Source organism: Frondihabitans peucedani, from assembly GCF_039537585.1.
Lineage (GTDB): Bacteria > Actinomycetota > Actinomycetes > Actinomycetales > Microbacteriaceae > Frondihabitans > Frondihabitans peucedani.
In genome coordinates this window covers 99,535-113,523 of sequence record NZ_BAABAU010000004.1, presented here as the reverse complement: position 1 = coordinate 113,523, position 13,989 = coordinate 99,535, and the positions used below count along the sequence as shown (strand labels likewise).

General features: G+C 70.0%; 11 protein-coding genes and 1 tRNA gene. 7 read left to right on the top strand and 5 right to left on the bottom strand.

The features are described from left to right. Window positions 1-82: 82 nt before the first annotated feature. From ABD733_RS13910 to ABD733_RS13900, 3 genes are all read right to left on the bottom strand, one after another. Complete coding sequence (locus ABD733_RS13910; RefSeq protein ID WP_344797239.1) at window positions 83-877, bottom strand: ferritin family protein; 795 nt, start codon at window positions 875-877, stop codon at window positions 83-85. Between the two features lie 48 nt (window positions 878-925). Beyond that, complete coding sequence (locus tag ABD733_RS13905; protein ID WP_344797237.1) at window positions 926-3,223, bottom strand: SDR family oxidoreductase; 2,298 nt, start codon at window positions 3,221-3,223, stop codon at window positions 926-928. A gap of 88 nt (window positions 3,224-3,311) precedes the next feature. Next, the gene (locus ABD733_RS13900; protein ID WP_344797235.1) at window positions 3,312-4,136 is read right to left on the bottom strand and encodes a hypothetical protein; all 825 of its coding nucleotides are present in this window, start codon (window positions 4,134-4,136) and stop codon (window positions 3,312-3,314) included. Window positions 4,137-4,213: 77 nt separating this feature from the next. Between ABD733_RS13900 and ABD733_RS13895 the strand changes: the two genes are divergently transcribed. The 3 genes from ABD733_RS13895 to ABD733_RS13885 are packed head-to-tail and all read left to right on the top strand — an operon-like array spanning window position 4,214 to window position 7,637. Next, complete coding sequence (locus tag ABD733_RS13895; protein ID WP_344797233.1) at window positions 4,214-4,993, top strand: SDR family NAD(P)-dependent oxidoreductase; 780 nt, start codon at window positions 4,214-4,216, stop codon at window positions 4,991-4,993. Next, window positions 4,990-5,931 carry a lysophospholipid acyltransferase family protein gene (locus tag ABD733_RS13890; protein WP_344797231.1) on the top strand — a complete coding sequence of 314 codons (942 nt, stop codon included), beginning with the start codon at window positions 4,990-4,992 and terminating at the stop codon, window positions 5,929-5,931. Before ABD733_RS13895 ends, ABD733_RS13890 begins: the two co-directional genes overlap by 4 nt. Further along, the gene (locus ABD733_RS13885; RefSeq protein ID WP_344797229.1) at window positions 5,928-7,637 is read left to right on the top strand and encodes an FAD-binding oxidoreductase; all 1,710 of its coding nucleotides are present in this window, start codon (window positions 5,928-5,930) and stop codon (window positions 7,635-7,637) included. The genes ABD733_RS13890 and ABD733_RS13885 overlap by 4 nt, the downstream gene beginning before the upstream one ends. Before the next feature lie 108 nt (window positions 7,638-7,745). Here the strand turns inward: ABD733_RS13885 and pgm are convergent, their stop codons facing one another. Continuing rightward, window positions 7,746-9,365, bottom strand: a complete 1,620-nt coding sequence (gene pgm, locus ABD733_RS13880; RefSeq protein WP_344797226.1) for a phosphoglucomutase (alpha-D-glucose-1,6-bisphosphate-dependent) — start codon at window positions 9,363-9,365, stop codon at window positions 7,746-7,748. A 98-nt stretch (window positions 9,366-9,463) separates the two neighbouring features. Between pgm and pheA the strand changes: the two genes are divergently transcribed. Then, complete coding sequence (gene pheA / locus ABD733_RS13875; RefSeq protein ID WP_344797224.1) at window positions 9,464-10,507, top strand: prephenate dehydratase; 1,044 nt, start codon at window positions 9,464-9,466, stop codon at window positions 10,505-10,507. An 8-nt stretch (window positions 10,508-10,515) separates the two neighbouring features. On the opposite strand, the gene ABD733_RS13870 is transcribed toward pheA, so the two are convergent. After that, complete coding sequence (locus tag ABD733_RS13870) at window positions 10,516-11,541, bottom strand: diacylglycerol/lipid kinase family protein (protein WP_344797222.1); 1,026 nt, start codon at window positions 11,539-11,541, stop codon at window positions 10,516-10,518. A gap of 159 nt (window positions 11,542-11,700) precedes the next feature. Between ABD733_RS13870 and serS the strand changes: the two genes are divergently transcribed. The 3 genes from serS to ABD733_RS13855 all read left to right on the top strand — a co-directional run bounded on the left by serS (window position 11,701) and on the right by ABD733_RS13855 (window position 13,988). Then, window positions 11,701-12,966 (top strand): serine--tRNA ligase, encoded by a 1,266-nt coding sequence (serS, locus tag ABD733_RS13865; protein WP_344797220.1) that lies wholly within the window; start codon window positions 11,701-11,703, stop codon window positions 12,964-12,966. After that, complete coding sequence (locus ABD733_RS13860) at window positions 12,963-13,805, top strand: HAD family hydrolase (RefSeq protein WP_344797218.1); 843 nt, start codon at window positions 12,963-12,965, stop codon at window positions 13,803-13,805. The genes serS and ABD733_RS13860 overlap by 4 nt, the downstream gene beginning before the upstream one ends. Before the next feature lie 98 nt (window positions 13,806-13,903). Beyond that, window positions 13,904-13,988, top strand: a tRNA-Ser gene (locus ABD733_RS13855). Window position 13,989: the final 1 nt, after the last annotated feature.

Below are 13,989 nucleotides of genomic sequence, written 5' to 3'. Positions count from 1 at the left end.
CGTGGCTCTCCGTTGTCCACAGGCCGGAGAGAGCCTGTGCCAGCCCGCGTGAGAGCCTGCGTCAGCCCGCAGAGGGGCTGTGTCAGGCCGCGACCCCGAGGCCGTCGAGGGCCTTCTCGAAGATGGTGAGGCCCTTCATGCCGGGGAGGCTCGCGATGTTGTTGTCGAGCTTGCGCATCTCACGGCGGCCGTCGACGCCCGACATGATCTGGCCGAAGACGAACTGGACGTCGTCGCGGTCCATGATGCTGGAACCGACGGGGGCCCAGAACTTCGACAGGAGCAGACGGGTGAGCTTCTGGGCGCGCTTGCTCTTCTCGAGGCGGGCGCGGGCCTGCGACACGTAGAAGGCGACGTGGCGGGTCTCCTGCTTCGCGATCCTGCGGAGGAGCTCGCCGAGCACCGGGTCGGTCTCGAGCTCGGCCATGCGCTTGTACGCGCTGACGGCCGACCACTCGTTGGCGGCGCCCCACGACATGTGGACGGCGACGAAGTCGCTGCCGACGATCTTGCCCAGCATGGACTGCTTGATCGGGTCGAGGCGGTCGCGCCAGCCGAGCTTGAGGCGCGAGGCGCGGAGGGCGTCGTAGTCGACCGTGATGCCGTGCACCTCGAGGACGGCTCCGAGGGCCTCGCCGTGCCAGAACTCCTCGCGGTTCCACATGGTCATGAAGGTCGAGATCTCGCCCTCCTTGTGGGAGGGGGTGGTCAGCAGGTCGCGGGTGTAGCAGACCGTGTGGTACTCGACGTCGGCCATGTAGCGGAGCGTGCGCAGCGTCTCGGGCGAGAGGGGGTTCTCGCGGAAGTGATCGAGATCGAGGTCGTCCCAGCCGAGGCGCTCAGAGGTCGCGGCGTACTTGTCGATATCGAATGCCATTGCATGTCGGAAGAGGAATATGTCCTCTTCCACTCCCTTCGGGTTGGACTAGTCGTCGGTGCGGGCGGCCCCTGCGACATAGGACGAGGTTAGCTGCAAAGGCCCGCGCTTCCAATCGCGGATCCTCCACTTTCTTCGGAGCGCCTCCCGCGACAGATTGGCGTCGGGGTTCACTGCGCTTGGATTTCCCAGCAATTCGAGCCACACGAGGTCGGAATGGCTGTCACCGTATCCATAGGAGGCCGCCAGGTCGAAGCCGTTCCGCTCGGCGTACTGGACCAGCCACGCGGCCCTCGCCTCGTCGACCAGCGGGGGTCTCGCGAGGTATCCGGTGAAGATGCCGTCTCGGGCATGCATCGTCCCGGCGACGACCTCGTCGAACAGGTCGGCGAGGGGTGCGGCGAGTGCGCCGATCGATCCGGTGACCAGGATCGTGCGATGGCCGGCTGCGCGATGGGCGGCCAGGCGCTCGAGCGCCTCGGGCATCGTGTGCCGCAGCATCGTCTGCGCGAAGCCGCCCGAGACGACCTCCTCGAGCCTCTTCACGGGCATGCCCTCGTAGCGGCGGAGGAACGCGCGGATGAACTCGCCACGGTCGCGCTGCTCGGCGCGGAGGTAGCCGGGGAGGGAGGCGAGGAGGCTCGCGACCTCGCCGGGCCAGCTGGCCTTGCCGAAGCCCTCGCCGCGCACCCAGAGGTACTGCTCGACGATGTTCGAGTCGACGACCGTGCCCTCGAGGTCGAAGACGGCCACGACGTCGCTGCGCTGCGGCAGAGCCTCCTCCTTGCGGGCCGACGACGCCGGTCGGACGCTGAACGCCCGGGTCATCGTCGTCACGGCGGGGAAGTGGATGCCCTGGAAGTAGTCCTCCCACTGGATGTCGGCCACGTCGAAGCCGATGTCGGCGACGACGTCGGCAGGCTGACTGTCGGCCAGGGCCTTCTGGAGCGCCTTGGTCCGGCGGTCGTCGAAGATGATCTCGGACTGGATGTAGTGGCGGTAGAGGTCGGTGAGGCTCTGGAGCGACTCGAGGTCGCTCCGGCGCTGGTCGACCTGGGCGAGGGCCCGACGGGTCCGGTCGGTGGAGGGCATGCGGATGAAGACGCGCTCGCGGGCGTCGTTCAGCCGCCCCTGGAGCCGCACGGCCCGTTCGACCTTGCGTCCGCCCGGGAACCGCCACACCGGCGCCTCGATCGAGCCGCTGTCGGGCGTCGGCAGCGGGTTCGCCGTGAAGAACATGCTGAGGTTCGAGAACATGCGGTGGATCGGGAGCGGGTTGCTCGCTCCCGAGCTGATGTGGAAGTACTGGGCGTCGCCGGCCCCGGCGGGGTTCGCGGACACCACCAGGATGACGTTCACGACGTAGTCGACCGGGATCACGTCCAGCACGCTGTCCGGGACGCCGGGGAACTCGGGCAGCATCCCGCGGCCGTAGGCCATGATCAGCGGGTCGGCGACCTTGAAGCCGTCGATCCAGCCGGGATAGGGGTGCCGGAGAGCGCTCTCGACGATCGCGGGGCGCACGAACGAGAGACGGTGTCCGGCTGCGGCCCACATCTGCTCGGCGGCACGCTCGGCGAACGCCTTGGTCAGCGTGTAGACGTCGGTCCAGCCGAGGCTCTCTGCCCGCATCCTGCCGTGGTCGACCAGCTTGGCCTTGACCCACTCGGCGCGAGCCGCCTCGGCCTCGCGCGAGACCGCGAGCGGCCCCTCCTTGCCGTGCTTCCCGCGGGCGTCGGCCATGAAGCGGCGGAGCACCTCGGGCTGGCGCGACGCGAGCTCGACGCGCGAGCGGGCGGCCCGCGCCGCCTCGAACTCGGCACGCCAGTCGACGTCGTGCGTGAGGCCGGCCTCGGGGAACACGCCCTTGCGCAGCCCTCCGACGTACGCCGTCGAGACGTGGACGACGTGGGGCGAGGTGCCGGTCGCGAGGAGGGCCTCGTAGAGTCCGACGGCGCCGCCGACGTTCGTCTCGAAGGCCTGGTCGATCGGCGGGTCGAACGAGACGCTGGAGGCGGAGTGGATCACGAGGTCGAGGTCGTCGGGCAGAGGGGGGACGCTGTCGAGGCCGCCCTCCAGCACGCGGAGCCGCGTCGTCAGAGCGTGCTCGACGGCCTCGGCACCGACGCGGTCGCGCCACGACTTGAAGACGGGCTTCCGCAGGAGGTGGCGCAGGCGGTCGACGCCGCTGGTGCCGCTCTTGACGCGGATGAGCAGCGAGACGGTCGTCTCGGGGTGGTCGGCGAGGAGCCGCTCGAGGATCGCCTGCCCGACGAACCCGGTGCCGCCCGTCAGGAGGACGTGCTGCGTTCCGAGGTCGATGGTGATGTCGCCTGATTCGGCCACGGTTCGTCCTTCCTGCCCGGTCGGGGGCGTGTCTTCGTCTGGTGCTCCGGCGTCGCGGGTCGCCGTCACGCGGCGAGCTCCCGGGGCGTCACGGGAGGAGCTTCCGGACGGTGGCCTGGGCCACGCGGTCGTCGAGCCCCGGGAGACCCGCGATCCTGCGCCCGATCTCTTCGGCACGGGCGACCCCGTCGACGCCCCCGAAGGTGAAGCGCTCGAAGAGGTCGCGGTCGACGGCGGCGCGCTCGACGCCTCCGATCGGCCAGGCGGCGGTGCGGAGGGCCGTCTTGACCTGTCGCACGGCCCGCGGGGAGTCGCGGAGCCTCCAATCGGTCTCGTCGGCGAAGAAGGCCTCGTGGCGGGTCTTGACGGACTGGATCCGCAGGATCGCCGCCCGGAGCGCCTCGGACGAGGTCGTCTCGCGCAGCCGGTCGTATGCCGCTCGGAGTATCCACTCGTCGATGAGCCCGGCCGTCATGTGGATGGCCACGATCGGGGCACCGAGTCCGACGGCGGCCACGGCCCGGCGGATGGGGCCGCTCCGCTGGATCGCCTCGTCGGCGCTCTTCCGGGGCGCGCCCTCGGGGATCTCGCGGGTGCGGGGGAGACCGTGGGCCTCGAGCACGCTGTCGAGGGCGTCGGCGATCCAGAACTTCTCGAAGGCCCAGGTGACGAGGAACGCCGTGACCCGCGCGTCTTTGTGCGTCGCGGTGACCAGCAGGTTGCGGAGGTGCTCCATCGTGGCGGCCTCGAGCCGCTCGAGGTACCGGACCAGATCGAGGGTGGCCGTGTCGAGCGGAGCGTCTGCGAACGACGTCAGGTCGAGCTCGGCGCGGAAGCTGCCCTGCGCCGTCCGCGTGAACGCGCGGATGTCGAAGGGGCCCTCGTTCCGCGGATCGTCGTGACGGGTGGTCATGGAACGTCTGCCTCCGGAGCGGGCGTCAGCGGTGATCGATGCACGAAGTTGCCCGTGAAGACCGTATCGTAAGCGGCATGGCTGTAGCGCTCGTGACCGGGGGCACATCCGGCATCGGTGCCGAATTCGCCCGCCAGCTCGCACAACGTGGATACGACCTCGTTCTCGTCGCCCGAGACGAGGCCCGACTCGACGCCACGGCGGGCGAGCTCCGCGCCCTCGGTCGATCGGTCGAGGTCCTCTCCGCCGACCTCTCGGACCGCGACGCCGTCGACCGCGTCGCCGCTCGCCTCGAAGATCCCGACCGGCCCGTCGACCTCCTGGTGAACAATGCCGGTTTCGGCATGCACGTGCCGCTGACCTCCGGTCGACAGGACGAGCTCGACCTCGGCTTCGACGTCATGGTGCGCGCCGTGCTGGTTCTCTCCGGCGCTGCCGCCCGGGCGATGCGCGACCGCGGCTACGGCCGGATCATCAACGTCTCGTCCACCGCGGGCCTGCTCGCCATGGGCGCCTACTCGGCGATCAAGGCGTGGGTGACCTCCTTCTCGGAGGGCCTCGCAGTCGAGCTGAAGGGCACCGGCGTCACCGTCACGGCGGTCCTGCCCGGCTGGGTCCGCACCGAGTTTCACGAGCGCGCCGCCATCACGACCTCGAGCATCCCAAACTCCCTCTGGCTCGACGCCGAACAACTGGTGTCCGCGTGCCTGCGCGACGTCGACAAGGGCAGAGTGATCTCCATTCCAACGGTTCGGTACAAAATGCTCGTCGGGTTGCTGCGTCACGCACCCAAGAGCGCCGTGAGAGGCGTCTCCGGCGCCATCTCGTCAAGCAGGAAGAAACCGGTGGAGGCATGATCGTGGACGATCGGCAGAGCGAACCGCCGAAGAACGAGACCTCGGAGCCGGGGGCGGACAGCGAGCCGGTCGGGCGCGTGCCGATCGAGGCCGAGGGCGCGCAGGATCCTGCGACTCCGGTCCACCCGCGCCTCGCCGCGGTCGCGGGCCGGGTCACCGACACCGCGGAGGACGTCCGCGCACGCCTCGGCGACACCGCCGTCGACGTCTCGGACCGCTTCAACTCGCGCGTCCACGCGATGGCCCGCTTCGTCGCCCAGCGCTGGGTCATGAAGCCCACCATCTGGTCGATCACCGACGTGACCGTGCTCGGTCGTGAGAAGCTCACCGGGCTCGACGGCGGGTTCGTGCTCGTCGCGAACCACTCGAGCCACCTCGACGCACCGCTCATCGTCGGCGCGCTGCCCCGCAAGCTGTCGCGCTACCTCGCGACCGGGGCGGCGGCCGACTACTTCTTCGACGTCTGGTGGCGCCGCGGGCTGACGTCGCTGTTCTTCAACGCGTTCCCGATCCAGCGGGGCGGCAAGCGCGGCTCCAAGAAGAGGCCCGCCTCGCGCGCGTCGGAGTCCGCGGTCAGCGCCGCGTCGCTCCTCACCCGGGGGTTCCCGGTCCTGGTCTTCCCGGAGGGCACGCGCTCGAAGGACGGCGAGATGGGCCCGTTCAAGCCCGGTGCCGCCCGCCTCGCCGCCGCCTGCGACGTCCCCATCGTCCCGCTCGCCCTGATCGGTGCGAATATCGCGCACCCGCGGGGCTCGCACTGGCCGAGGCCCGGGCGGCTGCCCGTCGGCGTCGCCTTCGGGACCCCCATGCGACCCGCGACGGGAGAGACCGCCATCGCGTTCTCGAACCGTCTCCGCGACGAGATACTGCACCTGAAGTCCCAGTACTCCGCGGATATCCTGGGGACGTCCGCACCATCCGAAGGAGCCCGCCCGTGACCGATCTGAAGCCGAAGACGACCGCAGGGGCGGTCGACGGTCCCGACGTCAAGCACATGAAGTGGTGGGGCTGGGGTGTCGAGGGCACGGCCTTCCACCACGAGGACAAGCCCGCGTTCGCACCGTTCGTGAAGAAGATGGTCGGCGTCGACCTCGGATCCGACGCGATCACCGCCGCACCCGCCTTCGACGAGCTCGACATCCCGGCCTCGCGCCTCAGCTCCGAGGTCGCGTCGTCGCTGTCGCTCGTCGTCGGCGAGGGCAACGTCGTCACCGGCGACCTCGAGCGGGTCGTGCACACCTACGGCAAGAGCATCCGCGACCTCATCCGCATCCGCGGCAACATCTTCCCGCGCGTGCCCGACGCCGTCGTCTACCCGGCCACCGAGTCCGAGGTCGCCAAGATCGTCGCGGCCGCCGTCGAGTACGACCTCGTGCTGATCCCGTTCGGCGGCGGCAGCAACATCGTCGGCTCGCTCGAGCCCATGCCCGACGAGGAGCGCATGGTCGTCTCGCTCGACATGGGCCGCCTCGACCGCGTGCTCGACATCGACGAGGACGGCCGCGTCGCCCGGATCCAGGCCGGTGCGCAGGGTCCTGACATCGAGGAGCAGCTCAACGCCAAGGGCTGGACCATGGGGCACTTCCCCGACAGCTTCACGCACTCCACTCTCGGCGGCTGGGTCGCCACCCGCTCGTCGGGCATGCAGTCCGACAAGTTCGGCGACATCGCCGATATGACCAAGGGCCTCCGGATGGTGCGCCCCGACGGCGTCGTCGTCATCCGCGCCGTGCCGTCGGCCTCGACCGGACCGTCGCTCCGCGAGATGATCCTCGGCTCCGAGGGCCGCCTCGGCGTCATCACCGAGGTCACCGTGCAGGTGCACCGGATCCCCGAGCAGCGCGAGATCCTCGCCTACCTCTTCCCCACCTGGGAGGCCGGCCTCGCCGCCATGCAGGCGATCGCGGAGAGCGACGCCAACCCCTCGGTGACGCGCGTCTCGAACGAGATCGAGACCGAGATGTCGTTCGCGACGTCGAAGGAGAGCAAGGGCGTCTCGGCGCTCGTCATGCAGGGGCTCCAGCGCTTCCTGAAGGTGAAGGGCTGGGACCTCACCAAGATGTGCCTGTCGTTCATCGGCTACGAGGGCTCCGAGGAGCACGTCTCCATCAACCAGAAGCTCGTCGCCAAGATCGTCAAGAAGCACGGCGGGATCGGCGTCGGCAAGGGTCCGGGTGTTCTCTACGACCAGAAGAAATTCGACACGCCCTACCTTCGCGACTTCTTCCTCGACCACGGCGGCGCGGCCGACGTCTCGGAGACGTCCGCGCCCTGGTCGAAGCTGCTGCCGCTCTACACCGAGGTCTACGCCGCGGCCAACCGCGCCTTCGAGAAGGTCGGCGTGCAGGGCCTGATCATGGCGCACCTGTCGCACTCGTACCACTCGGGCGCCTGCCTCTACTTCACCTTCGCGTTCGAGCACGGCGACAACGCCCTCGAGCAGTACGACGTGGTGAAGAAGGCCATCCAGGATGCGTTCATCCAGGAGGGCGGGACCGTCTCGCACCACCACGGGGTCGGTCTCGAGCACGCACCGTGGCTCGGGCAGGATGTCTCGCTGCCGGGCCTCGCCCTCATGCAGGGGCTCCTCGACTCCGCCGACCCGAAGCGCAACTTCAACCCGGGCAAGGTCACCGGCAAGTAGGTCGTCGCGCTGGCCTGGCGCGGCGCCGGGCCGGGCGCGTGGCCGGGCCGGGCGGGGGGCCGGGCCGCGCGGGGCCGACCCGGGTCAGGCCCGGGCCGGCGCTGCTCGTCAGGCCCCGAGCGCGGCGTCGACGATCGTCTTCGCCTCCTCCTGCACCCGCTTCAGGTGCTCCGGGCCCTCGAACGACTCGGCGTAGATCTTGTAGACGTCTTCGGTGCCGGACGGCCGGGCTGCGAACCAGGCCTTCTCGGTGACCACCTTGACGCCGCCCACGGCTGCGCCGTTGCCCGGCGCCTCGCTGAGCTTTGCGACGATCGGGTCGCCGGCCAGCTCGGTCGCGGTGATGTCGTCGCCGCTGAGCTTGCCGAGGCGAGCCTTCTGCTCCTTCGAGGCTGCCGCGTCGACGCGCTGGTAGACCGGGTCGCCGAACCTCTCGGTGAGTCCGCGGTAGAGCGCGGAGGGCGACTTGCCCGTGACAGCCAGGATCTCGCTGGCCAGGAGGGCGAGGATGATGCCGTCTTTGTCGGTGGTCCAGACCGAGCCGTCGCGGCGGAGGAACGACGCACCGGCGCTCTCCTCCCCGCCGAAGGCGACGCTCCCGTCGACCAGGCCCGGGACGAACCACTTGAACCCGACCGGCACCTCCCACAGCCGGCGGCCGAGGTCGTCGGCGACGCGGTCGATGATCGACGACGACACGAGCGTCTTGCCGATCGCCGCGTCGGGCCGCCAGTCGGGGCGGTGCGCGTACAGGTAGTCGATCGCGACCGCGAGGTAGTGGTTGGGGTTCATCAGCCCGCCGTCGGGCGTCACGATGCCGTGGCGGTCGGCGTCGGCGTCGTTGCCGGTGACGATGTCGAACTCGTCCTTCCGGGAGACGACGCTCGCCATGACCGACGCGCTCGACGGGTCCATGCGGATCTTCTCGTCCCAGTCGAGAGTCATGAAACGCCAGGTCGGGTCGACCTCGGGGTTCAGGACCGTCAGGTCGAGACCGTAGGTGTCGCGGATCGCGGCCCAGTACTCGACGCTCGCGCCGCCGAGGGGGTCGGCGCCGATACGCACGCCGGCCTTCTTGACCGCGTCGAAGTCGATGACGTTCGCCAGGTCGTCGACGTAGCCGCGGAGGAAGTCGTGCCTGCCGGGGGCGGCCTCGCCGCGCCGCACGTCGCCGCTGCCGGCCGCGATGATCTCGTTGGCGCGGTTCGCGATCCACGAGGTGGCGTCGCTGTCGGCGGGGCCGCCGTGCGGCGGGTTGTACTTGAAGCCGCCGTCGCGGGGCGGGTTGTGGCTCGGCGTCACCACGATCCCGTCGGCCTGGTCGTCGTGGGAGGGGTCGTTGTTGTAGACCAGGATCGCGTGACTCACCACGGGCGTCGGCACGTAGCCGCCCTCGGCGTCGGCGAGCACCGTCACCCCGTTGCCGGCCAGGACTTCGAGCGCCGTGCGCTCGGCCGGAGCCGACAGCACGTGGGTGTCGCGCCCGATGAACAGCGGCCCGGTGATGCCCTGACCGGTGCGGTACTCCACGATCGCCTGCGTGATCGCAGCGATGTGCGCCTCGTTGAACGCGGCGTCGAGCGACGAGCCCCGGTGGCCCGAGGTGCCGAAGACGACCTTCTGCGAGGGGTCGGCGACATCGGGGACCAGGTCGTAGTAGGCAGCGGTCACCGCCTCCGGGTCGATGAGGTCGGAGTCTTGGGCGTAGGTGCCGGCACGATCGGTCATGCGTCTCATAGTGGCACTGGACGAGGGCCTCCGCCGAGTTGTCCACAGGCGTTCCCGGCGCCGTCGACCCGTCGCGATCCTGCCCTAGGCTCTGATCCATGCCAGACCACCACTCGGCCGACCACTCGGCCGACCACTCGGCCGACCACTCGGCCGACCACGACGTGAGCGACCCCCGCGTGAGCGACCCCGCGACGACCTACAGCTACCTCGGCCCCGCGGGCACCTTCACCGAGGCCGCCCTCAAGCAGGTGCCCGAGGCCCAGGGCAGGTCGTGGCGCAGCGTCAACAACGTGGGCGAGGCTCTGGCCGACGTCGTCGCAGGCCGGAGCGTCGCGGCGATGATCGCCATCGAGAACAGCATCGACGGCGGGGTCAGCGCCACTCAGGACGCCCTCGCGAAGGTGCCCGGGCTCCGGATCCTGGGCGAGTACCTGGTGCCCGTGACGTTCGACCTCGTCGCCCGGCCGGGCAAGACGCTCGACGACGTGCGGGTGGTGAACGCGCATCCGGTCGCCTACGCCCAGTCGCGGCTGTGGCTCGACCGCACGCTCCCCGCCCACGGCCACCTGCCGGCGACGTCGAACGTCGCAGCGGCCGCGGCGCTCCTCCCGCCCTCCGACGGCGACGACGTCGTCGGGGTGCTCGCCGACGCCGCCATCGCGCCGCCCGGCATCACCGAGCACTACCCGCTCGAGGTCCTCGCCCGCGGCGTGGGCGACAACCCCAACGCGGTCACCCGGTTCGTGCTCGTCGGGCGGGCCTCGGCCGTGCCGCCGGCCACGGGCTCCGACAAGACGTCGATCATCGCCGAGCTGCCCGACGACCGGGCCGGCGGGCTCCTCGACATGCTCGAGCAGTTCGCGACGCGCGGCATCAACATGAGCCTGCTGCAGTCGCGGCCCATCGGCGACGCCCTCGGCCGGTACCGCTTCGTCATCGACCTCGACGGGCACATCCTCGACGAGAGGGTCGCCGACGCCCTCCTCGGGCTCAAGCGCTTCAGCCCGAACGTGATCTTCCTCGGGTCGTACCCGCGGGCCGACCGGCAGGAGGTCACCGTCACTCCGCGCTACGACAACGCGGCCTTCGTCGAGGCGCGCGACTGGCTCCGCGGCCTGGTGGCGGGCGAGCCGCAGTAGGCGGCGGCCTAGGCCGGGACCCGCACCCGGAGTGCCAGCGGGTCGACCCAGGCCTTGATCGCGACCGCGAGGCCGTGCGAGTCGCCGTCGAGCTCGAAGTCCTGCGGCGAGTCGAGGCGCACCACGAGCTGCGCGCCCTTCATGTAGCGGACCGTCTTGATCTCGGGCGTGTGCTCCATGATCTTGCGGCCGGTGCGGCTCCTGCGCAGCACCCCGTTCTCCCACACGATCTTGAGCCAGATGCCGATCCAGTCGATCCTGTGCTCCGGCCGGAGCGCCACGATGTCGAAGATGCCGTCGTCGATCGCGGCGTCGGGCAGCAGCATCAGGTTGCCGGGCAGGAGGCCGCAGTTGCCCAGGATGATCGTGTTCGTCCGCATGGTCTTGCGGCCGGTGCCGTCGAGGTCGTAGCGGATCGTCATCCGGTTGTCGTCGCGGAGCGAGCGGATGATCGCGTCGACGTAGGCGAGCCAGCCCACGCGCTTCTTCAGCTTGTCGTTCGTGTTGGCGAGCATCTTCGCGTCGAGCCCGAGACCGGCCATGACGACGAAGACGCGGCGGTCGCGCGACCCGTCGGCGTTCTCGATGTCGACGACGCCCACGTCGATCGGGCGGTCGACGCCGTGGAACACCGTCGAGATGGCCGTGTCGAGGTGGTCGAGGCTCAGCTTCAGGTTGCGCGCCAGCAGGTTGCCGGTGCCCGACGGGAGGAGGCCGAGGGCGGCGTCCGTGCCGCGAAGGGCCTCGGCCACGCTCCTGACCGTGCCGTCGCCGCCGGCCGCGACGACCACGTCGGCTCCGGCGGCGAGGGCCTGCGCCGTGACGCCTCCGCCCGGGTCCTCGACCGAGGTGGCGTAGTAGAGGGTCTCGTTCCAGCCCGCTGTCTTCTGGTGTCGCTTGACCGACTTCTCGATGTCGGCGAGCGAGACCTTGATCGGGTTGTACACGACCGCGGCCGTCTTCCGGGCCGTCTCCGCCTCGGCTCGGGCCGCAGCCGGGCTCGCGGGGCCGGCGGACGAGGAGGGGGAGTTCATGGCCCAACCGTATTCGACAGGAAGTGCCGTCGTGTGCCGGTCGTGTTACGAGCGGCTGCCTCTGCCGCTCTCCACAGGTGCCCTGCTGCTGCGCCTCTGCTTCTCCACAGGTGCTGCTCGAGCCCGACGAGCGCGACGGCGATTCCTTAGGATGGACCCGTGATCGATCCCCAGCTCCTCCGCGACGCCCCCGACCTCCTCAAGCAGAGTCAGCTGGCGCGGGGTGAGTCCACCGACGTGGTCGACGCGGCCGTCGCCGCCGACATCGAGCGGCGACGCGCGATCGCCGCCTTCGAAGACCTCCGTGCCGAGCAGAACGCCTTCGGCAAGACGGTCGCGAAGGCGCCCAAAGACGAGAAGAAGCAGCTCGTCGCCGAGGCCCAGCTCCTCGCGGGCCGCGTCAAAGAGGCGAGCGCGGTGTCGACCGCGGCCGACGAGGCCTTCGACGCCGCGATCCGAGCCATCGCGAACCCCGTCCTCGAGGGCGTCCCCGCCGGCGGTGAAGAGAACTTCGCGACGCTGCGCACGCACGGCGAGCCGAAGACGTTCGACTTCGAGCCGCAGGATCACGCCGACCTCGGCGAGAAGCTCGGCGCGATCGACATCAAGCGCGGCACCAAGGTGTCGGGCTCGCGCTTCTACTTCCTCCGCGGCGTCGGTGCGCGCCTCGAGCTGGGCCTCATGCACATGGCCCTCGACAAGGCCATCGCCGAAGACTTCACTCCGCTCATTACCCCCACCCTGGTGCGGCCCGAGGTCATGGCCGGCACTGGGTTCCTCGGCTCGCACGCCGACGAGGTCTACTACCTCCCGGCCGACGACCTCTACCTCACCGGCACGAGCGAGGTCGCGCTCGCCGGGTACCACGCCGACGAGATCCTCGACGTGTCCTCGGGGCCGATCAGGTACGCGGGCTGGTCGACCTGCTACCGGCGCGAGGCCGGTGCTGCCGGGAAGGACAACCGCGGGATCCTGCGGGTCCACCAGTTCAACAAGCTCGAGATGTTCACCTACGTGCACCCCGACGAGGCCGAGGCGGAGCACGAGCGGCTCGTGTCGTTCCAGGAGCAGATGCTCCAGGCGTGCGAGCTGAGCTACCGCGTCATCGACGTGGCGGCGGGCGACCTCGGGTCGAGCGCCGCGCGCAAGTTCGACATCGAGGCGTGGGTGCCGACGCAGGGCACCTACCGCGAGCTGACGTCGACCTCGAACTGCACCACGTTCCAGGCCCGGCGCCTCGACATCCGGTACCGCACCGAGAGCGGCAAGACGGCTCCCGTCTCGACGCTCAACGGCACGCTCGCCACCACGCGCTGGATCGTCGCGATCCTCGAGACGCACCAGCAGGCCGACGGGTCGGTGGTCGTGCCGACGGCCCTCCGCCCCTACCTCGGCGGTCTCGAAGTGCTGGAGCCGGTCGCGTGAGCACCCCCAGCGAGACCACCGCTCCCGCGCGCGTGGCACCCGGCGACACCTGGCTCGTCGCGCTCGACGTCGACGGCACGATCATGACCGAGGGCGGCTCCATCAGCGACGCCGTCCGGGGCGAGATCCAGCGCCTCCGCGACCAGGGCCACCAGGTCATGATCGCGACGGGCCGGTCGGTCGACATGACACTGCCGGTGCTCGAGCGGCTCGACCTGCACTCCGACTACGTCGTCTGCTCGAACGGTGCGATCACCCTGGGCCGAGACGACACCGACAACACCGGTTACTCTCCCGTGTACATCGAGGAGTTCGACCCGCGCGACGTCCTGACGACCATCAGCGACAAGCTCGAGGGTGCCGGCTACGCGGTCGAGGACGCCCACGGCAACATGTTCTACAAGGGCGACTTCCCCCAGGCGAGCATCACCGACACCAGTCGTGAGGTGGACTTCGACGAGCTGCTGACGATCTCGGCGACGCGCGTCGTCGTGCTGTCGCCCAGCCACAGCCTCGAGGAGTTCCTCGAGATCGTCGAGAGCATGGGCCTCCACAAGGTCTCGTACAACGTCGGCTGGACCGCCTGGCTCGACATCGCCCCCTTCGGTGTCACGAAGGCGACCGCGATGGAGCGGGTCCGCTCGCTCCTCGACATCCCGGCCGACCGGGTGATGGCGGTCGGCGACGGCCGCAACGACATCGACATGCTGACCTGGGCTGCTCGCTCGGGTCGAGGTGTCGCCATGGGCCAGGCGCCCGACGACGTGCTCGCGGTCGCCTCCGAGGTCACCGGCGCCGACGTCGACGACGGCCTCGCGGCGGTGCTGGCGACGCTCTGATCCTGCAGCACTCGACCTCGACGCAGGGCCGCAGGATCCCCGGGCACCCTGTCGGATAGACTCGCACCGGCTGCGATCCTGCACGGGGCTGCACGCCGGGAGGGCTGTCCGAGCGGCCGATGGAGCTTGTCTTGAAAACAAGTGAGGGTAAAACCTTCGTGGGTTCGAATCCCACGCCCTCCGC

What these genes read in the sequence shown, in the direction of transcription:
- ABD733_RS13870 (WP_344797222.1), bottom strand. Translation starts at nt 11,541, where the DNA reads ATGAACTCCCCCTCCTCGTCCGCCGGCCCCGCGAGCCCGGCTGCGGCC.
- pgm (WP_344797226.1), bottom strand. Translation starts at nt 9,365, where the DNA reads ATGACCGATCGTGCCGGCACCTACGCCCAAGACTCCGACCTCATCGAC.
- ABD733_RS13910 (WP_344797239.1), bottom strand. Translation starts at nt 877, where the DNA reads ATGGCATTCGATATCGACAAGTACGCCGCGACCTCTGAGCGCCTCGGC.
- ABD733_RS13900 (WP_344797235.1), bottom strand. Translation starts at nt 4,136, where the DNA reads ATGACCACCCGTCACGACGATCCGCGGAACGAGGGCCCCTTCGACATC.
- pheA (WP_344797224.1), top strand. Translation starts at nt 9,464, where the DNA reads ATGCCAGACCACCACTCGGCCGACCACTCGGCCGACCACTCGGCCGAC.
- ABD733_RS13895 (WP_344797233.1), top strand. Translation starts at nt 4,214, where the DNA reads ATGGCTGTAGCGCTCGTGACCGGGGGCACATCCGGCATCGGTGCCGAA.
- ABD733_RS13890 (WP_344797231.1), top strand. Translation starts at nt 4,990, where the DNA reads ATGATCGTGGACGATCGGCAGAGCGAACCGCCGAAGAACGAGACCTCG.